23 protein-coding genes are annotated in these 21532 nt (G+C 49.3%); 5 read left to right on the top strand and 18 right to left on the bottom strand.

Annotated features, from left to right (window positions below; translation table 11 throughout):
- Nucleotides 1-63: 63 nt before the first annotated feature.
- The 3 genes from MY7_RS01190 to MY7_RS01180 form a co-directional block, all read right to left on the bottom strand.
- Nucleotides 64-2148 carry a BglG family transcription antiterminator gene (locus tag MY7_RS01190; protein ID WP_029326221.1) on the bottom strand — a complete coding sequence of 695 codons (2085 nt, stop codon included), beginning with the start codon at nt 2146-2148 and terminating at the stop codon, nt 64-66.
- 299 nt (nt 2149-2447) lie between these two features.
- Nucleotides 2448-3350, bottom strand: a complete 903-nt coding sequence (locus MY7_RS01185) for an aldo/keto reductase (RefSeq protein ID WP_007609460.1) — start codon at nt 3348-3350, stop codon at nt 2448-2450.
- 114 nt (nt 3351-3464) lie between these two features.
- Entirely contained in the window at nt 3465-5468 is a 2004-nt protein-coding gene (locus MY7_RS01180) for a penicillin-binding transpeptidase domain-containing protein (RefSeq protein ID WP_007609459.1), read from the bottom strand.
- 156 nt (nt 5469-5624) lie between these two features.
- On the opposite strand from MY7_RS01180, the gene MY7_RS01175 reads away from it, so the two are divergent.
- Entirely contained in the window at nt 5625-5945 is a 321-nt protein-coding gene (locus MY7_RS01175; protein ID WP_003156282.1) for an antibiotic biosynthesis monooxygenase family protein, read from the top strand.
- Here the strand turns inward: MY7_RS01175 and MY7_RS01170 are convergent.
- From MY7_RS01170 to MY7_RS01130, 9 genes are all read right to left on the bottom strand, one after another.
- Nucleotides 5916-6131: a YczI family protein gene (locus tag MY7_RS01170; protein ID WP_369719110.1), complete on the bottom strand. Its 216-nt coding sequence runs from the start codon at nt 6129-6131 to the stop codon at nt 5916-5918. The two genes, MY7_RS01175 and MY7_RS01170, sit on opposite strands and share 30 nt — an antisense overlap.
- A 195-nt stretch (nt 6132-6326) precedes the next feature.
- Nucleotides 6327-6968, bottom strand: coding sequence for a GDSL-type esterase/lipase family protein (locus MY7_RS01165; RefSeq protein ID WP_007609458.1), 642 nt, complete (start codon nt 6966-6968; stop codon nt 6327-6329).
- Nucleotides 6969-7032: 64 nt separating this feature from the next.
- Nucleotides 7033-7782 (bottom strand): IclR family transcriptional regulator, encoded by a 750-nt coding sequence (locus MY7_RS01160; RefSeq protein ID WP_029326222.1) that lies wholly within the window; start codon nt 7780-7782, stop codon nt 7033-7035.
- 17 nt (nt 7783-7799) lie between these two features.
- Nucleotides 7800-8807: a biotin-dependent carboxyltransferase family protein gene (locus MY7_RS01155; RefSeq protein WP_139325688.1), complete on the bottom strand. Its 1008-nt coding sequence runs from the start codon at nt 8805-8807 to the stop codon at nt 7800-7802.
- A 2-nt stretch (nt 8808-8809) separates the two neighbouring features.
- On the bottom strand, nt 8810-9541 hold the full coding sequence (gene pxpB / locus MY7_RS01150) for a 5-oxoprolinase subunit PxpB (protein ID WP_017419259.1): 732 nt from the start codon (nt 9539-9541) through the stop codon (nt 8810-8812).
- Between the two features lie 29 nt (nt 9542-9570).
- On the bottom strand, nt 9571-10365 hold the full coding sequence (locus MY7_RS01145; protein WP_007609446.1) for a putative hydro-lyase: 795 nt from the start codon (nt 10363-10365) through the stop codon (nt 9571-9573).
- Nucleotides 10366-10369: 4 nt separating this feature from the next.
- Entirely contained in the window at nt 10370-11584 is a 1215-nt protein-coding gene (locus MY7_RS01140) for an NRAMP family divalent metal transporter (RefSeq protein ID WP_029326223.1), read from the bottom strand.
- A gap of 22 nt (nt 11585-11606) precedes the next feature.
- On the bottom strand, nt 11607-12371 hold the full coding sequence (locus MY7_RS01135) for a 5-oxoprolinase subunit PxpA (protein ID WP_007609444.1): 765 nt from the start codon (nt 12369-12371) through the stop codon (nt 11607-11609).
- 205 nt (nt 12372-12576) lie between these two features.
- Nucleotides 12577-13326, bottom strand: coding sequence for a Cof-type HAD-IIB family hydrolase (locus tag MY7_RS01130; protein ID WP_003156292.1), 750 nt, complete (start codon nt 13324-13326; stop codon nt 12577-12579).
- A 127-nt stretch (nt 13327-13453) separates the two neighbouring features.
- Between MY7_RS01130 and MY7_RS19475 the strand changes: the two genes are divergently transcribed.
- Entirely contained in the window at nt 13454-13618 is a 165-nt protein-coding gene (locus MY7_RS19475; protein ID WP_003156294.1) for a hypothetical protein, read from the top strand.
- A 38-nt stretch (nt 13619-13656) separates the two neighbouring features.
- Here the strand turns inward: MY7_RS19475 and MY7_RS01125 are convergent, their stop codons facing one another.
- From MY7_RS01125 to MY7_RS01105, 5 genes are all read right to left on the bottom strand, one after another.
- Nucleotides 13657-14052, bottom strand: a complete 396-nt coding sequence (locus MY7_RS01125; protein ID WP_007609441.1) for a 3-hydroxyacyl-ACP dehydratase FabZ family protein — start codon at nt 14050-14052, stop codon at nt 13657-13659.
- 68 nt (nt 14053-14120) lie between these two features.
- The gene (locus MY7_RS01120; protein ID WP_007609439.1) at nt 14121-15242 is read right to left on the bottom strand and encodes a mannitol-1-phosphate 5-dehydrogenase; all 1122 of its coding nucleotides are present in this window, start codon (nt 15240-15242) and stop codon (nt 14121-14123) included.
- A gap of 1 nt (nt 15243) precedes the next feature.
- Nucleotides 15244-15675: a PTS sugar transporter subunit IIA gene (locus MY7_RS01115; RefSeq protein ID WP_029326224.1), complete on the bottom strand. Its 432-nt coding sequence runs from the start codon at nt 15673-15675 to the stop codon at nt 15244-15246.
- Between the two features lie 25 nt (nt 15676-15700).
- Nucleotides 15701-17140, bottom strand: coding sequence for a PTS mannitol transporter subunit IICB (locus MY7_RS01110; RefSeq protein WP_007609434.1), 1440 nt, complete (start codon nt 17138-17140; stop codon nt 15701-15703).
- A 175-nt stretch (nt 17141-17315) separates the two neighbouring features.
- Entirely contained in the window at nt 17316-17657 is a 342-nt protein-coding gene (locus MY7_RS01105) for a hypothetical protein (RefSeq protein WP_007609433.1), read from the bottom strand.
- Between the two features lie 176 nt (nt 17658-17833).
- Between MY7_RS01105 and MY7_RS01100 the strand changes: the two genes are divergently transcribed.
- Genes MY7_RS01100 through MY7_RS01090 form a run of 3 tightly spaced genes read left to right on the top strand, consistent with a single transcriptional unit; the run spans nt 17834 to nt 20694 of the window.
- Nucleotides 17834-18406 (top strand): DeoR family transcriptional regulator, encoded by a 573-nt coding sequence (locus MY7_RS01100; protein ID WP_007609432.1) that lies wholly within the window; start codon nt 17834-17836, stop codon nt 18404-18406.
- 32 nt (nt 18407-18438) lie between these two features.
- Nucleotides 18439-20067 carry a copper resistance CopC/CopD family protein gene (locus tag MY7_RS01095; protein ID WP_029326226.1) on the top strand — a complete coding sequence of 543 codons (1629 nt, stop codon included), beginning with the start codon at nt 18439-18441 and terminating at the stop codon, nt 20065-20067.
- A 12-nt stretch (nt 20068-20079) separates the two neighbouring features.
- Nucleotides 20080-20694, top strand: coding sequence for a YcnI family copper-binding membrane protein (locus MY7_RS01090; RefSeq protein WP_007609430.1), 615 nt, complete (start codon nt 20080-20082; stop codon nt 20692-20694).
- 45 nt (nt 20695-20739) lie between these two features.
- Here the strand turns inward: MY7_RS01090 and gdh are convergent, their stop codons facing one another.
- Entirely contained in the window at nt 20740-21525 is a 786-nt protein-coding gene (gene gdh, locus MY7_RS01085; protein WP_007609424.1) for a glucose 1-dehydrogenase, read from the bottom strand.
- Nucleotides 21526-21532: the final 7 nt, after the last annotated feature.

Genomic DNA, 21532 nt, shown 5'->3' with positions numbered 1-21532 from the left:
CCTTCCCCTTACCCTCATACATGCACAAAAAAACACACCCCACATGAGGTGTGCGCTTCCTGTTTACCGCTGTCCTTTCTCCTGAATGAAATGATAAAACAGCTTGTTTAAACGTTTGTATAAATCGGCTTCATCCTCCGTCTGGAAGGCTTTTATACTGTCTTCGGACTCGATGATGGCCGAGCTGACCGCACTTAGTATTTCCGACCCTTCAGCAGGCATATCAGCCGGCGCCATCATCACCAAAGCGCGGTCGACGGTCAGGGAATTTCCGTCCATGCCTTTGACACTGCATGGAGCTGTCAAATCATAAATTTTGAAAAAAGGCGTGACAATTTCTTCATTTTTGAGATGGTACAGAGCCATCGCCGTTCCCGGGATGCCGAGTCCGCCCTGTCGTTCACGCTCAGCAAGGCGCTGTGCGGTTTTTCGGGCATTATGAACCAATCCTTCTTGCTCCAGCATGTCAAACATACGGTTCAAAAACAGCTCATACGCCGTGTTTGAATCAATGGATTTGATCGAAAAGTTCCGCAGCACGCTTTGGATAACCGCCGCGTAATGCGCCATACGGCCGGCCGCTTCCAGCATATCAGGCGTCTCCGGCTGCTTCTCTTCTCTTTTACCGTTTCTTTTTTTGTCAAGAATCAGCGGAATTTTTCTTTTGATGTACTGCTTGACCTGATCAGCGTCTTCTTCGTTTAAAAGCGGACTGACCATGACGTAATCAATGTTTTCATACGGGATCGGAACGGTGGATACGATCATGTCGTACGCGGTGATGTCTCGATCCTTCAGTTCGATGAGGGAAGACATATCAAAGGAACGGATTTCCGGAAGCTCTTTTTTCAGCCTGGATGCGAGCATTTTGGACGATCCGATGCCGCTTGAACAGACGATCAGCGCTTTGATCTTCGCTTCTTCCCGTTTGATTTCCAGAGCGGAGCCGAAGTGAAGAACGATGAAAGCGATCTCATCATCAGAGAAAAGAAGCCCCGGAAAGAATTTTTCCATTCCTTCTTCTACGGCCATGTACAGCAGAAAGTAGTCGCGTTTAATTTGCTCGGTCATCGGATTGTACATGTCGATATTTTCTTTTACCCGGTTGATCGCAGGCTCCAGATGGGCGATTAAACCGTCGTATAAAGAACCGTTTTCCGTCAGATCAATTTTAATTTTTTCAGAAATGAAGCCGATCAGCTGCTTCGTTTGCAAGGCCGTTTCAACCTCTATGTCTTCCGGTTTGAATTCCGTTTTGTATTTGCGGTTGGCGCTCCGCAAATGAATGGTGATATATCCGATCTCAGCTTCCGGAATTGAAACGCCGAACGCTTTTTCAAGCTCTTTTGCCATTTCCAGCGCAGAGCCGTACTCCTTCGTCTGCTGCAGCGCTTTTAGTTCCGAATCCTCCATCGTGATGGTTTCTCCGAGCCTGATCCGGTCCATCGCAAAGGTTAAATGAACCGCAAGCGCCATGTATGAGCTGTCAGATAAGGCGATCGCGATTTTTTCCTTGAGCTGAATTAAGAGCCGGTCCATTTTCAAAAGTTCCGCTTTATTTACGACGCCGAACATTTTTTCAGCATCATCCGGTTTTCCTTTAATATTCAATTCAACCGCTTCCAAAAAGCTTTGAATATCAAGGCGGTTGACGACGAGATTGCCGACGATTTTCCGTTTCGCATTTTCCGGCCCCGTCAGCTGAATGCCGAAGCCCCTTTTTCGGATCAGCGTCAAGCCGAAGGGCGCAATCCAAGTCTCCAGCTCATCCAGGTCATAGCTGATCGTCGCGTTTGTCACTTGCAGTTCGTTCGCCAGACTGTAGAGCTTAATCGGCTCTTGAGACTCTAATAGTGAACATAGAATTAAAAGTTTCCGCTCCTCAGCGCTGTATTCATGCTGTTCATAGGACAGGTCTGACAGGAGTTTTTGTTTGTCCTCCGGGTTTCCTACCGCTTTCAGTCCTTTTCCGGGCTGTTTATCAAGTGCCAGACCGAATGATTCCATCATCGGTTTGATTGTTTTCAACTCGCGGTGAACGGTTCTTGTGCTGACTTGTAAAGCTTCCGCCAGTTCATGCACTGTCTCGTACCGGTTCTGCAGTAATAGATGTTTCATTAATTTTTGTTCTCTCGCTGTCATATACATGAAACGCGCCTCCAGATTTTCTAGTTGTGAGAAGTATGGCATATGGGGAGTGCTGCCGGGGAAAGTGGTGTAAGTTATAATATAAAACGCTTTCAATGGTTATTCAACCATTTTCAAATGGCAATTTGGCACTGGGCCGTGTGACAGTATTGAAAAAGAAAAATGTGTCAGATAATATGCCATGACGCTTGTTACTCTTGATCCGCACGGCTATACTTCAAAGTGACCTTACTTGTTTTTAGACATTGCACACCACATAAACAAACGCCCGGAAGATAGCTTCCGGGCGTTTGTTCTGTTTATGGAATATCGCAGCCTTGGACACCGGTATAAATCCGGAACCACTGATCATGGCTGAGTTTGTACGCGGATGCACGCACCGCGGCGGAAATGCGGTTCTCTTTTCCGCTGCCGACAATCGGCATGATGTCTGCCGGGTGGGTGAACAGCCATGCGTACATGACTTCGTCAATGGAAGCGGCGCCGATTTCTTCCTGTACGGAACGAAGCGCGGCACGGATTCGGACGTCCTTATCTGATTGTCCGGTAAAGACGCTCCCGCCCGCAAGCGGTGACCACGCCATCGGCGGAATGCGTTTTTCCTGACAGAAACCCAGCGTGCCGTCATGAATATTTTCAAGCTCGTACGCCGAAATTTCAATTTGGTTTGTGATAAGCGGATCATCCAAATAGGATTCGAGCATTCTGTACTGGTGCGCTTTAAAGTTCGACACCCCGAAATATCTGACCTTTCCCGAGCTTTTCAGCGCGTGAAACGCTTCAGCCACAGCCTCCGGGTCCATAAGCGGGTCCGGTCTGTGAATGAGCAGCACGTCCAGATAATCCGTATTCAGATTCAAAAGCGACTGCTCCGCCGACGCTAAAATGTGAGACTTCGATGTATTATAATGATGCGACTTGTTTCCGGGCCGTTCCGGTGATTCAATGACAATCCCGCATTTTGTGACGATTTCGATTCGCTCCCTTATTGAAGGCGAAAGGGACAAAGCGCCGCCGAACAGCTTTTCACACGTATAACCGCCGTATATATCGGCATGGTCGAAGGTGGTGATGCCTTGGCTGATACACCATTCAATCAGATTCAGCAGCTCTCCGTCTGAAACATTCCATTCGTTCAGACGCCAAAGCCCGTGTATCACTCTTGAAAATTCCAGGTCTTCAGCCAATTGAATGCGCTGCATGTGAAATCCCCCTTTTTTCTTAGAGCCTCTTGTATCTGTGTTTTCAGGAATTGCCCATGCTGTTTCATTCTGCTTCGGCAGCCGATTTTCCTTTCAGCCCGCAAAAATCGTCATTTAATGATTCTGAAACTGCTTTTTCGCTTTTTCAACGACGTAATGGCTTCCGCCGCGTTTTTTGACGTCTTGAATCATCATCGCGATCAAGAGGTCTTTCTTTTTATAATCGTAACCGACAAACCAGCCGTTTTCTTTGCCGTCTTTATCTTCTTTAGACGTTTTCAGCTCGGCTGTACCGGTTTTTCCGGCTACGGTAATGCCGCTGACGGCCGGCTGATATGCAGAGCCGCGCGGATCTTCAACGACGCCTCTCAGCCCTTTTGTGATTTCTTCGGCATTGGCTTTAGATACCACTTGCTTATGCCAGATTTGCGGTGTTTTTTCTCCGTCTTTGATCAATGTCGGTTTGACGAGATTTCCGTCTGTTACAAATGCGGTATAGTCAGCCGCTAAGTGCAGCGGAGACATCAGCATCTGCCCCTGGCCGTAGCCCGTATCTCCGAGAAGGATCTCGGAATCAAGCTTGCCGTTAGCGATTGAAGACTTTTCAATCGGAAATTGGTACGGAATCTCTTCATCAAAGCCAAATGTTTTTAATCCTTTTGTAAACGCGTCCGCTCCGGCATCTATGGCATTTTGCGCAAAGTAGATGTTGTCCGATGTGATCAGCGCGTTTTCGAGATCCACTTCATTCAGGCGCTCTGATACGCGTGTAACATGGTAACCGCCCCAGCTTGAATCTTTCTGCCACTCTTTTCCGGTGATTTTTTTCTTTTCCGACGCTTTCAATGTGCCGTTTGTCAGGCCGACTGCCGCGGCAATCGGTTTAATCGTTGATCCCGGCGCATAAAGTTTGTTGAATTTCGCTGAAAATGGATTGTTTTTATCTTCATTCAGCTTTTTCCATTCTTTGCCGCTCCAGCCGAAAATAAAGCCGTTCGGGTCATAAGACGGTGCGCTGACGAGCGCGAGTGTCTCTCCCGTTTGCGGTTCGAGAGCGACTGCCGCTCCGCTGTCATCTTTCATAGAATCATACAGCTTCGTCTGCGTTTTCATGTCAATCGTTACATGAATATCCTGCCCGCTTTCGGCTTTCTTTTCAGCAATGACCTCACCTGTTTGCGGGACGTAAATTTTCCAGCCGGTCGTGCCGCGCAGCTTGTCTTCATATACATTCTCAAGGCCGGCGATGCCGATTTTGGAAGTATCGCTGTATTGGCCGTCTTTCGCTTTTTTCAGCTGCTCCGCTGTGATGGTTTTAATATAGCCGGTCAGATGGGCCGCTTTTTCGCCGTACGGATAGTAGCGGGAGCTGACTTTCGTTTTCGTCACGCCGTCTAATGCGAGCAGGCTTTTGACCTTGCTTTCATCATCCGGTCTGATTTTTTGAATCGGGACATAGGAGTCGTCTTTTACCCAGCCCTGGTTCAGTTTGCTTTTGATATCGTCTTCAGAAAGGTCCAGTTTTTCAGACAGTTTTTTGATCACGCTGTCTTTATCCTTGCCGAGTTTTCCAGGGATAATGCCGATTTCCGGCACCTCGGTATTCACAGCGAGACCTTTTCCGTCTTTGTCGTAAATTTGTCCGCGCTTCGGTTCTTCATTTGCGATCTGCACGGTTTTGTCATCGGAAAGCTGTTTGAAAATAAAAGAAGGATTCCAGTCGATGTTCCATGATTCTCCATCGTCTGTTTTTTCTTTTTTCAGGACGGCCGTGTTTTCAAAAGCGACCTTCCCTGCTTTTGTATCCATGCTGACCTTATAATCGATGTGCTGGAGGTCATCTTTTTTCTTGTCGTCTTCGTCCTGTTTTTCGGCAGTGACTTTCAGATTTTTGACCCCTGCTTGTTCATAAATGGTTTCATATCGTTTTACAAAATCCTTTTTGGATAGCTTTTTCTTTTCATCCTGGGTGAGGCTTTGGTACATCTTATCGTAATGACCGCCGTTCCAGTCTTTTACGAAATCTTTCATTCTGTCTTCGGCCGATTCCGTTTTCGAGCAGCCGATCAAACCTATGATTCCTGCGAGTAAAAGTAATAGGTATAACCCTTTTTTCACTGTCTATTCCCCTGCCTTCCAACTGTTATTTTCTCCTAAACCAAATCAGGCTGGCAAGGATTTTTTTCTCATAGTGTTTAAAATTTTTTTGTTTTTCCTGCCGTCACGGGCCATATTCTTATACAATGTATCTATTAAAAAAAGGGGGAATTTCAGATGATCAGAGAAGCAGCCATGCTGTATGTAAAAGAAGGTCTTGAGGGGGAATTCGAAGAGGCATTCCGCCGGGCGGAGCCGATTATCGCGGGCATGAAAGGTTATCTGTCCCATTCCTTGTCCAAATGTATGGAAAAGACGCATAAATATTTGCTGCTTGTGGAATGGGAGACATTAGAAGATCATACAAAAGGCTTTCGCGGATCGCCGGAATATCAGGAATGGAAAGCCTTACTGCACCGTTTTTATTCACCATTTCCCGTTGTGGAGCATTTTCAGGATCTATCAGACTCAGATCGCGTGAAGCGTAAAACCGATTAAGGAGATTGACCATACAAAAACGGCGGTATAGATATTGAATTTCCCGGAGCCGTCGTTTTCTTTCCGTTTTTCCTCCAACCCCTGAATGAACATGACCGCACCGAGAAACACGAGCATAACCGGCTGTATGACAGAGGTATGTTCCGCATACGTAAATGCGGCGGCCGCAAGTATAATAATCAGCATCGCGAGTGACAGTTTTAAGGCGCGCAGCAAAGCAATCCATCCTTTCTGTTATCATTTTTTGAACACAATTCTATTTCTGTCTTTATCCCCCATTATTCTAGCGTATTTTTTGCGCGGATAGAACGAAAGTCGGACAATTTTAAGTTTGTTTTAAGGAGCACGAAAAGCGCGCTCCCGATGAAAAGGAGCGCGCGGTTATGAGCGGGCGAGGCTTCCGTATCCGAGCCCCCGCAGGACGCATGCCATGACTTCATATCCCTTGCTGTTGGGGTGTACGCGGTCATGAGAGAGATATTCATTCATTTTTCCTTTGAAAGCGCTGTGGACGTCGGCGATTTTGACGTGCGGCGCCGATGCGAGTGTGCTGAGGTGCGCATTATAAGAGGATATCCATTTTTCTGCAATGGAGATGCCCGGGAAAGGATTGTATAAATTGAAGACGCGGATCTCATAAGGAGACGGGTGCGGCCCTTTTAAGGCAGCGATCTTGGCTATCATCTTTTCAAAGTTCTCATGGCAGTGACTGGACACGCTGGTGAACACCGAAGCGTCCGATGTTTGCTGATATGCCTGAACCGAATCGATCAAATCGTTGCCGCAGCCTGTAATCGTAATCATATCAGCAGCCTGAATCCGCCTCTGAATGTACGGCAAGGACATAAGCCCGAGAATTTCTCCCGTCTCAAGGCCTGATTTGGCAAAGATGGATACGTCGGTTCTTGTCTGTAAATCTTCTGCCATCATACGCCCGAACCGCTGGACAAAACCGGCGGAAAACGGCCCGGATCCCCTTCCCGTCGTCAAAGAATCCCCCAGCGCCGTATAAACAAGTCCCATTTACTTTCCTCCACTCGTTACTATCGATATTGTAATGTACGCGAGTGAAGAAAAATTGGCTCGGTCAATAACCCAATTTCTCAGAAATATGCTGTGCGGCGTTTTTGACCTTTTCGGTTAAATACGGCAGCCTGTCCTTTGAAAACCGGGCTTCGAAGCCGGCGATGCTGATTCCGGCAGCCACCTTACCTTCGTGATTGAAAATCGGCGCTCCGATCGCCGCCGTGTAATCCTCTAATTCCGAATAGCTGATCGTATAACCTGATTGTAAGGATCTTTCAATAGATTGAAGCAGTTCAGCCCGATCCGTCATCGTGCCTGAGGCGATTGCGGCAAGCTTTGTCTTCTGAATGTATGTGTCAATCTCCTCTTTTGGCAGAAACGATAGAATGCTTCTGGCGCACGCTCCCGCGTACAGCGGCGACCGGCGGCCGATTGCCGTATACAGGCGGACGGTTTGGGTGCCTTCAATTTTTTCGACGTAAATAGCTTCATCCCCGTCCCTCATGATCAGCTGAACGGCCTCATCCACTTCGCCGCACAGCTCTTCCATAATTGGTTTGGCTATTTTCCTGATATCCAGACGTTCAGAGACGAGCTGGCCGAATTGTAAAAAGATCAGACCAAGCTGATAACGGCCGTCCGCCGCCCGGGTGAGAAACCCCGTTTCCTCCAGTGAGCTTGCCATCCGGTGAACCGAGGTCTTCGGCATTTCCGATAGAGAAACCAGTTCATTTAAGCTCAGGCTCGGTTCAGTCAGAAACAAATGAAGCAGTTCCATTGATTTGATGACGGTTTTGTTTTTGTTTTCCATGGTCTTTAGCCCCTTTGTCAGATCAGCCATTCCATTTTGAGCCTTGCTTTCAGCTCCTTCAGCTGCTGTTCCTTCTCCAAAAGCAGCATTTCCGCTTCCTCCAGCGAAACGGCCCGGAACGTGATATGTTCCCCCGGCATCGTTTGGGCGACGAGAGGAAGATCGGCGGATATGATATGCGCCATCCGCGGATAGCCCCCCGTCGTCTGTCTGTCAGCCAGCAGAATAATCGGATTGCCGTCCGGCGGCACCTGCACCGTTCCGAACGTCACGGCCTCTGATACCATCTCCAGCGGCTCCCGCAATTCAAGCGGAGCGCCCTTCAGCCGGTAGCCCATTCGGTCGGATTGGGGCGTGACCGTATATGACTCTTGATAAAAACGCAATTTTGCTTCTTCTGTAAAAGCGTGAAATTGAGCGCCTTCAAGCACTCGTATGACCGGATTTTTTTTCAGCGGCAGAAATCCTCTGCTGCTGACAGACCAATCAGGCGCTGAGAAACCATGCTGTCCGAAAGAATCGCTCAGACGGTACGCAATTGATTCCGAACATGGCGTCATACGGCCGAGCGGCAGCTCATCATCTTTTTGCAGCGCTCTTCCGTAAAAGCCGCCGATCCCCGCTCTGACATACGTGCTTTTGCTTTCCATGACGGCGGGCACGTCAAATCCCCCCGCGACGGCGAGATAAGCGCGGCTCCCCATCTTGCACGGCCCGAATGAGACGACGCTGTTTTCCTTTATCAAAACCGGTTTCCACAGAGGAGCGGGCTCCCCATTAATATGAAGGGCGAAATCAGCTCCCGTGACGGCAATAACCGCAGGTTCTGAAAATTCAAAGGAAGGCCCGGGCCCCATGAGCGTAATTTCAAGCCCCGCCTCTTTTTCTTGATTTCCGGCAAGAAGATTGGCGATGCGCAGAGAGATCGTATCCATTGCGCCGCTTCCCAGCACACCGTATTTCTGATAACCCGTCCGCCCCGTGTCCTGAACCGTCGTCAAGATACCGGGCTTTACCACTTTCATACTCATTCGGCTCCCTCCTTGATGCGGCTGTATTCCTCTGCCGTGATCCGGACGAATTTCACCGTATCGCCCGCTCTCAAAAGACTCGGCGGATGTTCTTCCGGCCTGAAAAGCCGGAGCGGGGTGCTGCCGATCAGCTGCCAGCCGCCGGGAGTGGATATCGGATACACACCGGTCTGCATTCCCGCGATTCCTACTGAACCGGCCGGGATGGACGGCCTTGGTGACGCCTTTCTCGGCGCTCTGATCCGCTCAGACATTCCTCCTAAAAACGGAAATCCCGGCGCAAATCCGAGCATATAAACGAGATATTCGCCTTCAGTATGAATACGGATGACGTCTTCCGGGGTCAGATCGTTCATCTCAGCGACCTCTTCTAAATCGGGACCGAAATCACCGCCGTAGCAAACGGGGATTTCCATCACCCGGCGCTCTTCCTGGCGGTCGGTCATTATATGACTGAGACGTTCTGTCACTTCTTTCTTGACCAGGGCAAAAGGAGAGACGCCTTTTTTTATGTTTGAGACGGCATACACATCATAAAAGATCGTTAAGCTTGTGAATGCCGGAATACATTCAACGAAGCCCGGGAACGGCCGTTCTTCCATACAGGCTGCCGCCGCATGCACCCGGCTGTTGACCTCTTCGCTGATGTGCCCGCCAAAGCGGATGATAACGGCGGAATCACCGTACGGCTGTATATCAAGCGCTGTATTTCCGCTATACTGCATCATTGTCATCACCTCGTTGTATTCTTTCTCACTTACAGGACAGCAAGCGATTCATTTCGTATATCGGTGATCAGCATGTGCCCCGGTGAATGTGTTATTACGATGTCAGGCTTTGCTTCCATGATCACCGCCTGGGGTGTAACGCCGCAGGCCCAGAATACGGGAACTTCACCTTCCCGCACTGTTACGGCATCTCCGAAATCCGGCTGATGCAAATCGCTGATACCGATGCTTTGCGGATTTCCGATGCGGACGGGGGCGCCGTGCACGGCGGGAAAACGTGACGTGACCTGCGCCGCCCGGACTGCAAGCCTTTCCGGAATCGGTCTCATGCTGACGACCATCTTTCCCGAAAACGGGCCGGCGGGAACACAGTCAATATTTGTTTTATACATGGGAACGTTCACGCCTTCATCAATATGCCTGATTGGAATGTGCTGATTAATAAGGGCTTGCTCGAATGAAAAACTGCAGCCGATCAAAAACCCGACATAATCACCCCTCCAATACGGCGTAATATCCGTTACCTCTTCAGTAAGCACGCCATGCCGATAAATCCTGTATTTCGGAAAGTCCGTCCGGATATCAGCTCCCTGCGCAGCTATTGCCGGAACGGGTGAACCCGCATCCGTCACATTAAGCACCGGACAAGGCTTTTGATTGCGCTGGCAGAATAAGAGAAAATCAAAGGCAAGATCCTTTTGCAAAACGACGAGATTGGCTTGTGCGTAAGAAGCGGCCATCCCCGCCGTCGGCCCGGTCATCTGCCCCTTCCTGATCAGCTGTCTGACTTCTTCGGGGCTCATGTCACTCATATTGTTTTTCATATCATCAGCTCCATAGCTGCGGCATTTGCGTGAATAATGTATAGATGCCCATAACCGCCATGACAACCACTACGATCGCCCCTGCAATCGTGAGCCAGATCGGATGCTTGTAATCGCCGACGATTTTTTTCTTATAAGCGCCCAACAGAATCATCGCTAATGCAAGCGGCAGAATTAAGCCGTTAAGCGAACCGACCGCGACCAAAATTTTAGCAGGCTGACCGATCGTGACAAAAATAAGAGTGGATACGATGATAAAACCGATAATTACGCCATGTGAGTGCTTTTCGATTTTTGTTGAAAACGATTTGAAAAATGATACCGATGTATAGGCGGCGCCGATGACAGACGTGATAGCGGCAGACCACATGATGACGCCGAAAATTTTATAGCCTACATTTCCCGCCGCAAGCCGGAATACAGAAGCCGCCGGATTATCAGGATCAATGCTCAGGCCCTTTGAGACGACGCCGAGCACGGCGAGAAACAGGGCAATCCGCATAATCGATGTAATCAGAACGCCTGTGATGGAGCTTTTCGTAACCTGAGGGATGACTTCTTTCCCTTGGATGCCTGAATCAAGCAAACGGTGACCGCCGGCAAATGTAATGTATCCGCCGACCGTGCCGCCGACAAGCGTCACGATCGCCAGCACACTGATATGATCTGGCATAAAAGTTTTCACAACGGCGTGTCCGACGGGCGGAGCCGTCGTTACGGCAACATACACCGTCAATACGATCATGACGATGCCGGCGATCTGCATAAAACGGTCCATGACTTTTCCGGCTTCCTTTATGACAAAAATCAGCACCGCGACCGCTGCGCTGATTAAAGCGCCGATCTCCGGTTTGATCCCGAATAATACTTGAAGACCGAGACCCGCGCCGCCGATGTTTCCGATATTAAACGCAAGTCCGCCGAGCATGACCAGAAAAGCAATGGCATAACCGGCGCCCGGAAGCACCATATTGGCAATCTCTTGGCCGCGCTTTCCGGAAACCGCGATAATCCGCCATACATTGGTTTGCGCGAAAATGTCCAAAATAATAGAAATTAAAATGATAAAGCCGAAGCTTGCCGCCAATGTATTGGTAAACGTGGCCGTTTGCGTCAGAAAGCCGGGCCCGATTGATGATGTCGCCATCAAAAATGTCGCGCCTAAAAGAATCGACCATTTGCCGGAAGCCTTTCCGGCTGTTTTTTTCTTTTGCTCCATGCTGTCTTCCTCCCTCTGCTGCTCAGTCTTTTGCAAGCGCGCTGATTTGAATGTCTGCCGCTTTTAATTCTTTTTTGATTGTTTTTGCGAATGTGAGGGCGTGGGCCCCGTCTCCGTGAATGCAGACCGTGTCCGCTTTCAGGCTTACAGCTTGTCCCTTACGTGATGTCACCGTGCTGTCTTTCACCATTTGAATCACTTGACCGACCGCTTTTTTGTCATCCTGAATCAGCGCATCCGGCTCTGAACGCGGCGTCAGCGTGCCGTCTTCCTGATAGGTGCGGTCCGCAAACACTTCGCTTGCCGTCCTCAGTCCGATTCGATCTCCCGCTTTAATCAGCTCGCTACCGGAAAGCCCGAAAAGAATAAGCCCGGGATCAAAATGACAGACCGCCTGAGCGATGGCTTCTGACAGGCCGGGATTGACGGCAGCCATATTATATAAAGCGCCGTGCGGCTTCACATGCTGCATCTCGACACCTTCTGCTTTTAAAAACCCTGACAGCGCGCCGATTTGGTACAGCGTCAGATCATACGCTTCCTCGGGTGTAATCGCGATCTGCCGCCGCCCGAATCCCTGCAGATCGAACAGCCCGGGATGAGCGCCGATTTTCACGCCTTTTTCCGCCGCAAGCGCAACCGTTTTGCGCATCACGCTGGGATCACCCGCATGAAAGCCGCAGGCGATGTTTGCAGATGTCACATAATCCAAAATCTCTTCATCCAGTCCGATTTTATAAGCACCGAAACTCTCTCCTAAATCACAATTGATGTCAATCTGAAACATAAGATCCCTCCTGTATTGTAAACGTTTTATATAATTATCATTCCGCTATTCGGAATGACTATTCCGAATTGTTGGATTTCTCTTCATTATATTTAATTCTGACAGGTTTGAACATCCTTTTGTCAGAAAACCTACCATGGACCTAGTCATAAATCTGACAAAACAAAAAAAGAGAGCCTCATACTGAGACTCTCTCTTTTTTCTATTATAACACCCAGTGGCGGATCGCTTTGGCGACCCCGTTTTCCGTGTTGACATCAGTCACCCAGTCAGCTGTTTCTTTCACGATGTCCTGCGCATTCCCCATGGCGACACCGACACCCGCTTTTTCAATCATGGCAATGTCATTCAGACTGTCACCCATGGCCATCACATTTTCCATCGTGAAGCCGAGTTTTTCCGATACCTTCGCCAGCGCAGCCGCTTTGTTGATACCGAGGGCATTGACTTCGATGTTGATCGGACTGGAGTTTGTGATCTCGAGCTCCTTGTATTCCTTGAGCTCTTTCAGCACCTCATTCCGCACTTCGTCATCCTCGATTTCGAATCCGAACTTGAGCCACTGATGATCCGTAATCGTTTCCGGGAATTCCCCTCTCCACACTCTATCGACGGTAGAGGCCCAGAAATTCGTGTTGTGCTTATTCCTCAGATCCCATAATTTTTGAATATGATCGGTATGAAGAAGCTTGCGCTCAACCAGCTCAAAGTTGGAATCCCAGATTTCGCTGCCGTTTGCCGTGATTAAAAAGGATGACAGCTCGAGAGACTCAGCCAGTTCGCGGCAGGTCATCAGCGTGCGTCCTGTGCTGATGACGACGTGAATTCCTTTCGCCTCCGCTTCCTTGATCGCCCGCCGGTTTTCCTCCGGGATGAGCTGCTCGTCATTGAGCAGGGTTCCGTCCATATCAATCGCGATCAGTTTAATATCTGCGTCTTCTCTTTGTATCGGCATATATGTACCTCACTTTTTATAATGTAGTCGTCTCTATTTTAATACATATGACCCACAGGAACAAAAAACCGCTTCCTGCGTTTGGCGGGGAGAACGTTGAGGAAAAGAAATATTGAGGTGATGGAGGATGAAAGAAAGAAAACAAAAGAACAAACCGAATGAAAATCCTGAACATCATGATTTAACCGATCCGATTCCGCTGGAAGAGCTGAAGGAAAACGCCAATGACGAAAAACACAAACATGACCAAAGGGACAATTCACAAAGTGAAAGAGATTATGATACAAAATAACACGCTTGTCCGAAAGCCGCCGATGGAGGCGGCTTTTTTTACGATGGCTGGATAAATATGCTGAGTTCAGCTTCTGCCACAGGCTTCCCGGCAACGGACGCTTTCGCCCGGCCGAACACAAAACCGCGTCTGATTCGCGTGACCTCAAACAAAAGATCCAGACGGTCTCCCGGCAAAGCGGCACCTAACCTTTCCGCTTTCTTCACCGCGGATAAAAGACCGAGGCCGTCACCGCCGGTAATTCCCGCGCAAGCCGCCGTTTGGGCCATTGCTTCAACGACGAGCGAAAATGGCATCTCTCTTTGGGATTCAGTTATAAACCAGTCATTTTCACTGATGTTTTTGTAAGCAGCCGCCCATTTTCCGGCTTCACTGTTCGTCGTGCCGTCAATTAAAAGAAACGGATAACGATGGGGCAATAGCTTCTGATTCATCACGCAGCCTCCCTTCCCTCTTATTATAACGCAAGAAAAAACCCGCGTCCCCCGACGCGGGTTCATTTTTATTGATTGAGCTTTTTGAGCACGATGCCGTGCAGCGGTTCATGCGGCTGAATACCGCAAATGTCTTGAAGAACGCGGCTCGTGCCTTTATCCGCGATAAGCTTTTGCAGCTCAACCGCTTCCGGATCATCCTGATAGTCAAAGCGCAGGGCGGCGGCGATGCCTTCTGCCAGCGCGTTCGGTTCTTTTATTTTTTTGGCCGGCCCTACTAATCTGTCATTCGCTCCGAGTTTTCTGAGCGGTGATCTGGCGACTCTTGTCACATCATCCGTGATGTATTCATTTTCAAAGCGGCCGATGATTTTTTTCATGTACTGCTCGTGTTCGGATTGCTTAAAGCCGTACGCTTTCACCAAGTACTCGCCCGTTTCTGAAAGTGCATCGTACACGACACGCCGGATTTCCGGATGGCCGATGGCCTCTTTGACGGTTTTTAATCCGCGCTGATAGCCGACGTACGCCGTAACGGCATGACCGGTATTGACGGTAAACAGCTTTCTCTCGATGAAAGGCGTAAGATCATCCGTAAACAACGCGCCTTTAAGTACCGGCTGGCCGCCGGCAAAGCCGGTTCTGTCTATGACCCATTCAAAAAACGGTTCTACGGATACTTTCAGCGGATCTTCATGGTGCTGAATCGGCACGATCCGATCTACCGCAGAATCCGGGAAGCCGACCGTCCGGTTCACGAGTTCCCGCTCCGCTTCCGTCAAATGTCCGAAAACTTCTTTTTTCAGAAAACTGCTGCCGCCGATCATATTTTCACAGGCAATGATATTGAGAGGCTCAGAGGACGTTCTGCGCTTCAGGCCTTCCGCGATGGACGGGGCGATGAGTCTGAGAACGTTCGGGCCCACCGCCGTCGTAATGATCGCCGCTTCATTGATCAGCCCGTACAGCTCTTGTTCTTGCACCGCGCTGTTGATGGCTGAAACGGGGCCGATGATTTCGGTCTGGCGGCCGCCGTCGGCAAGCTCCACGGTATATTCCTTCTTTTCATTGAGAAGGCTGACCATCGTTTCATTCACATCAGCGAAAACTACGTCATAGCCGGAATGATGGAGCAGGGCGCCGATAAAGCCCCGCCCGATGTTTCCCGCTCCGAAATGAAGGGCAATCATGTCAGTTCACCTCGCTGAAAATAGCGGCCAGTTCTTCTTCCGTCTTTGCACTGATCAGCCGTTCGATGTTTTCTTCCTCTGAGCAGATGATGGCGATGTTTGACAGGATGTCTAAGTGTTCATTGTTTTTTCCGGCGATACCGAAAACGACCTTTGCCGTATTGCCTTCACCGTATTCAACACCGTCCGGAATCTGGATGACGGAAATACCTGAATGAAGCACCTCATCCTTCGCATCTTCCGTGCCGTGCGGGATCGCGATGAAATTCCCCATAAACGTGGATGATGTTTCTTCACGTTCGAACATTTTTTCCACATAGCCGTTCTTCACATAGCCGTTATCAATCAATGTCTGTCCCGCGAGGCGGATGGCACCCTCTTTTGAGTTCACCGTCTGGTTCAGTTTGATGTTCGCTTTAGCCAATACTTCCATGATGAAGATCCCTCTTTCTGTTTGATTAGTTTTTAAGCTTTTCAATCAGTTCATCGTATTTCGGGCTGTTCAAGAAATTATCAACCGAAATGTGCACCGCCTGCGGCAGCTTCGCTTTCGCGCGGTCAGTCAGGTCCTTATGCGTAATGACGATATCCGCGTCATTCGGAAGATTATTGATCGACGTATTTGTCACATCAATATCCAGGTCTGCTTTTTTCACTTTGTTTCTTAAAATGGAGGCGCCCATTGCGCTCGATCCCATACCCGCGTCGCATGCGAAGATAATGCGGCTGACTTGGTCAGCGGAAATATCAGCGGCGCTGTTTTCCGGCTCTTCCTCTTTGTCCGCCAACGCGGCCGCAGCTTCGCTTTTCCTGCCTTTCATTTCCTGCATTTTTTCCGCCGCGGCTGTCAAATCTTCTTCGCCCGCTTTAGACGATTTCAGAATAAGCGCCGAGACGATAAACGATACGGCCGCGGCAACGATGACGCCCGCCAGCACGCCGAGATAGCTTCCTTTCGGCGTCAGCGCCAAAATGGCGATGATGCTTCCCGGAGATGATGCGGCGACAAGACCCGCGTTAAAGATCGAGAATGTAAGCAGTCCGCTCGCTCCCCCGGCGATCGCCGCGAGGATCAGCATCGGTTTCATTAAAATGTAAGGGAAATAGATTTCATGAATCCCCCCGAAGAAATGAATGATCGCCGCTCCCGGAGCCGTCGATCTTGAAGAGCCTTTCCCAAAGAACATATATGCCAGTAAAATACCGAGTCCCGGCCCGGGGTTCGCTTCCACTAAGAACAGAATGGATTTACCCGCTTTGGCGGCCTGCTCGATTCCGATCGGACTTAAAATGCCGTGGTTGATCGCGTTATTCAGGAACAGGACTTTCGCCGGTTCTACGAAAACGCTTGCAATCGGCAGCAAATTCGCGTGGACAATGACTTCCACACCTGCCGCCAGCAATTTGTTAAGAGACAGGACGACCGGACCGATCGCATAAAACGCGATAATCGTCAGCACAGCTCCGATAATTCCCGCCGTGAAGTTGTTGATCAGCATTTCAAAACCCTGTCTGACTTTATCTTTAAACACACGGTCTAATTGTTTAATGAGATAACCGCCCAAAGGCCCCATAATCATTGCCCCTAAGAACATCGGAATGTCCGCTCCGACAATGACTCCGATGGCAGCCGTCGCTCCGACGACTCCCCCGCGGTGATCGTAAATCATTTTTCCGCCCGTATATGCGATTAAAAGCGGAAGAAGATACGTAATCATCGGGCTTACCAATGTATTCAGCTGCGGATTCGGAAACCACCCCTTAGGTATAAACAGCGCGGTGATAATTCCCCATGCGATAAATGCACCGATATTCGGCATGATCATACCGCTTAAATAACTGCCGAACCGCTGTATCTTCACTTTCATGCCAGCTTGCTGTTCTTGCTGCATGTTCATTCCCTCCCTGTTTGCTTGCCTTCAGATGAAAATAAATAAGACACGGGGTTTCTCTCTCCCCTGTGTCTTCATCATAAAACGCTTACAATCCCCATTCAATGAAAAGTAAAGAGGAGTTTGGCACAGAGACTGTGACAACTCCTTAACAAAAAAAAGACACCTTATCAAAGGTGTCTTACCGCTTTCTGTATATAATGTGTCCTTTTGTGACGACGAGTTTGGCAATGAGCCGCTCACTGACAATAAACACCGGATACGCACATACGAGCGCGAAAATGGCGGCCGGCACATACCGCGCTGCCGGAAACATCGGCATGACGGCGGTTCTAGCCATCTGCACAAGATAAATCAAAAGCACCGTAATCGCAATGGCCACAGCCATAATCGGAGCGGATACTTTATATTCACGCAATTTCACATGGCAATGCCCGCACTGAAACTGGCACGGGATCATGGATGATCTGACCATGTCGCCTGTAATCGGCTTGCCGCAGTTCGGGCAGGTCGTTTCTTTCATGTTTATTCCTCCATTCAACTCTTCTATTATAACAGAGTCTGACTACGTCTTTTACATTTGTGATTGTTCAACATTTTTTCACATATTTTATCATCAGGCTCTTGTGTGCATTTGTGAAAACATCTACTCTTAGAGGGAGGTTCATCACTCATTCGCATAAAAAGGAGGATGCAGAATTGCTTCCGATTCACAGACAGCAAACCTTGCTTGAATGGCTGAAAGAAGAGGGCGCGCTGAAAATCTCTGACATAAGCGAGAGATTCGGCGTCTCCGAGATGACCGTGTACAGAGACGTCAATCAGCTGGCGGATGCAAACCGGATTATCCGGACACCCGGCGGCATTACGCTCCCTCCCGCTTCAGAACGGAGCGCCAATCAATGCGGCTATTGCCTGCGGCCGATTCAGCATTCGTATTCTGTTCAGCTTATTACCGTTTCACAAGCCGTTGAGCAGATGTGCTGCATTCATTGCGCGATTTTGCGGTATGAGGATAAAAAGGAAGAAGTGTCCCACGTCATTTGTAAAGATTTTCTTCTCCAGACGACGCTGACGGCCGCTTCCGCATACTTTTTAGTCCATGCCGATATTGACCTTCACTGCTGCCGGCCTCAGGCGATTCCCTTCTCAACGCTTGATTACGCAGAACGGTTTCAAAAAGGATTCGGCGGGGTCATTTGCACCTTTGACGAGGCGGCGGACATCATCTTACACGACAGGCAGAAGGGATGCACCTGCAGCAAGACATAACAACAACCAACCGGAAGGCGGTGTCATCATCCATGAGACAGAACAAACGCTGGCTCATCTTTTTGCTGTTCCTTGTTTTGATTCCGAAAACAAGCTTCGCCCACGCCTACATCACAAACTCAAATCCGGGTGAGAACAGCGAATTAAAACAAACGCCGAAGCAGATTGAAATTGAGTTTAATGAACAGATTGAAGAAGGCTTCCACTCCATTAAGGTCTATAATTCATCCGGCGAACGGGTCGACGCGGGCAAAACGGTGATTCAAAAAAATAATGCCCGCATCATGACCGCGGCATTGAAAAAAAAGCTGCCGCATGATATTTACAGAGCGGAATGGAACGCGGTATCGGGCGACGGACATCCGGTATCCGGCGTCATCCCTTTCAGTATCGGAAAAGCCGGCGGAGAACTTCAGGAGCAGACATCATCGCAAGCGGCGCTTCATCCCGAAGCGGCCATCGACCGCGGTATTTTGTACACCGCTCTCTCCCTGTTTATCGGCACGGCTTTTTTCCATCTGTTTTGGTACAGAAATAATAAAGATTCATCAAAAGCAAAACGAACTGTAAAGCTGCTCGTGATTTCTTTATGTTTAACGGGGCTCGCGCTTATCTGCCAGCTCCCGATCCAGACGAAAGAAAACGCGGGCGGCGCTTGGAGCGCCGCGTTTCAGCCGGACTATGTAAAAGAAACGCTTCTGAAAACGGCAGGCGGGTACGTCTGGATGATCCAGATCAGCTTATTTATCCTGCTCGCCCTGTCCATGATCCCGCTGTTGAAGAAGAAAGCATTCCGGTCATTTGCGTACTGGACGGCGCCGCTGTTATTCTTCTTCGCTTCGCTTTTGGCAAAAGCATTCGCCGGGCATGCGGCGGTTATCGACGAAAAAGCGGTCGGCATCGCGATGGACTTTCTCCATTTATCGGCCGCGTCTGTATGGATGGGCGGTATCGCCGCGCTTGTGCTGCTTCTTTCGTCAGAGTGGAGAAAACCCGATAAAACCATCGCTTGGGAAACGGTCAGACGGTTTTCTCCTTGGGCGTTCGCCTCTGTCGGTGTGCTGTTATTTTCAGGCGTGCTGAACGGATTTTTCATTATCCGCACGTTTGATTCACTCTTTCACACCGCTTACGGTAAGACGCTCCTTTTGAAAATCGGACTGTTTGTCATCATGCTTGTGCTCGGCGCCGTTCACGTATGGATGACGAAGTTCAGCAGAAAAAGGAGCATCAGCGCAACGATAAAGGCCGAATGGGCACTAGGCATTGCGGTGTTATTTACAACCGCCGTCTTCACAAGCCTGCCCAGTCCGCCGCCGCCTGCGCCATTGCCTTTTAACGGCTCAGAAACGATCGGAAACGGGGAAACCCTGTCCTTGCACATTACGCCGAACCAGCCGGGTAAAAATGAATTTCAAGTCATTGTCACCGATCACAACGGCAGCTTGGTAAAAGACATTCAGCAATTTACGGTCACTGTTTACCAGACGGGCTTCAGCGGCAAACAGCATGAAAGCACCTTTGATTTGAAGAAGACGAAGGAAGGCACATTTGAAGCCGCCAACCTGTCCATCACCGAAAAGGGAAACTGGAAGATCAAAGTCCACGGGCTGACAAACGATTTTAATGAAATCAACCAAATATTCTCAACGACAAACTAAGGAGTGTATCTCATGTTGAAAAAAAAGGCTTTATTATTCATATCCGCCGTGACCCTGTCACTCGTCGGTTTTACGGCGACAGCAAGCGCCCACGTCTCAGTCAAACCCGCGGAATCCGCGGCCGGTTCTTGGGAAACGTACACGATGAAAGTTCCTGTGGAAAAGAATGAGCCGACAACGAAAGTCGTGCTGAAAATGCCCGCCGGCGTTGAATTTCAGCAGTATCAGCCGATTCCGGGCTGGAAAACATCCGTATCCAAACATGATGACAAAGCGGTCTCCGTCACTTGGGAAGCAAAGGACGGCGGCGGCATTCAGCCCGGCCAATTCCAGCAGTTCACGTTCGTTGCGAAAAATCCTGAAAAGAGCGGAGATGCCGCTTGGGACGCTTACCAATATTACAAAGACGGCAGCATTGTAGAATGGACGGGTGATGAGAAAGCCGACACGCCCCACTCGATTACGAAAATCACGAAATCGGCCAGCGTGACGGATGCGCACGGAGCTGAACAGTCAAACGAAGAAAGCAAATCCGGCGTATCAGCGCTTGATATTGCGGCCATCGTTCTGTCAGCTGCGGCGATTATCCTTTCCATCGCGGCGCTTGTAAAGAAAAAACGTGCGTAAGCAAAAAGCGATCCGGCTCTAAAGAGCCTGCGATCGCTTTTTTTCTTATCCGCGGCCTGCCTGGAATGACGGATATTTGGTCATTCCTCCGTCAGCAAACAGCGTAATGCCGGTCACGTAGCTTGATTCCTTCGAAGCAAGCCAGACGGCGACAGCCGCGATTTCTTCCGGCTCACCGATATATCCCATCGGAATCATGCTTTCCACATCTTTTCTCTGAACGGGATCCGCAAATTTTTCCGCGTTGATCGGCGTATTGATGGCTCCCGGTCCGATATTGTTAACACGGATGCGCTTCGGCGCGTACTCAAGCGCCAGCGTTTCCGTCATCAATTTGATGCCGCCTTTACTCGCCGCGTAGTGAACAAACAGCGGCCATGGAATCATTTCATGTACGCTTGACATGTTAATGACGTTTCCTTGAATATCATTCTCTACGTAATATTTAATGGCTTCGCGGCTTCCTAAGAAAGCGCCGGTCAGATTGGTATTGATGACTTTGTTCCAGTCTTTGAGCGGCATTTCATGCGACTGAACCGGATTTTCCATGCCGGCGTTATTGATCATGACATCCAATGTTCCGAATTCCTTCACCGCGGTCTGCACGATGTTTTTGACATCTTCTTCTTTTGTGACGTCTCCTTGAACGATGACCGCTTCGCCTCCCGCTTTTTGAATCTCTTCTTTAACGGTTTGGGCGTCTTTTTCATTACTATAGTAGTTAACCACGACTTTCGCCTGCTCCTGTCCGAAGCGGATCGCCATCGCTTTTCCTAATCCTGATGAAGCTCCCGTAATGGCAACGACTTTTCCTTTTAAATCCGTGTACATGTTCAAA

This window comes from Bacillus sp. 5B6, from assembly GCF_000259405.1.
GTDB classification, from domain to species: domain Bacteria; phylum Bacillota; class Bacilli; order Bacillales; family Bacillaceae; genus Bacillus; species Bacillus velezensis.
The sequence above is the reverse complement of the archived record's forward strand: the minus strand, read 5'-3'. Positions and strand labels throughout refer to the sequence as shown.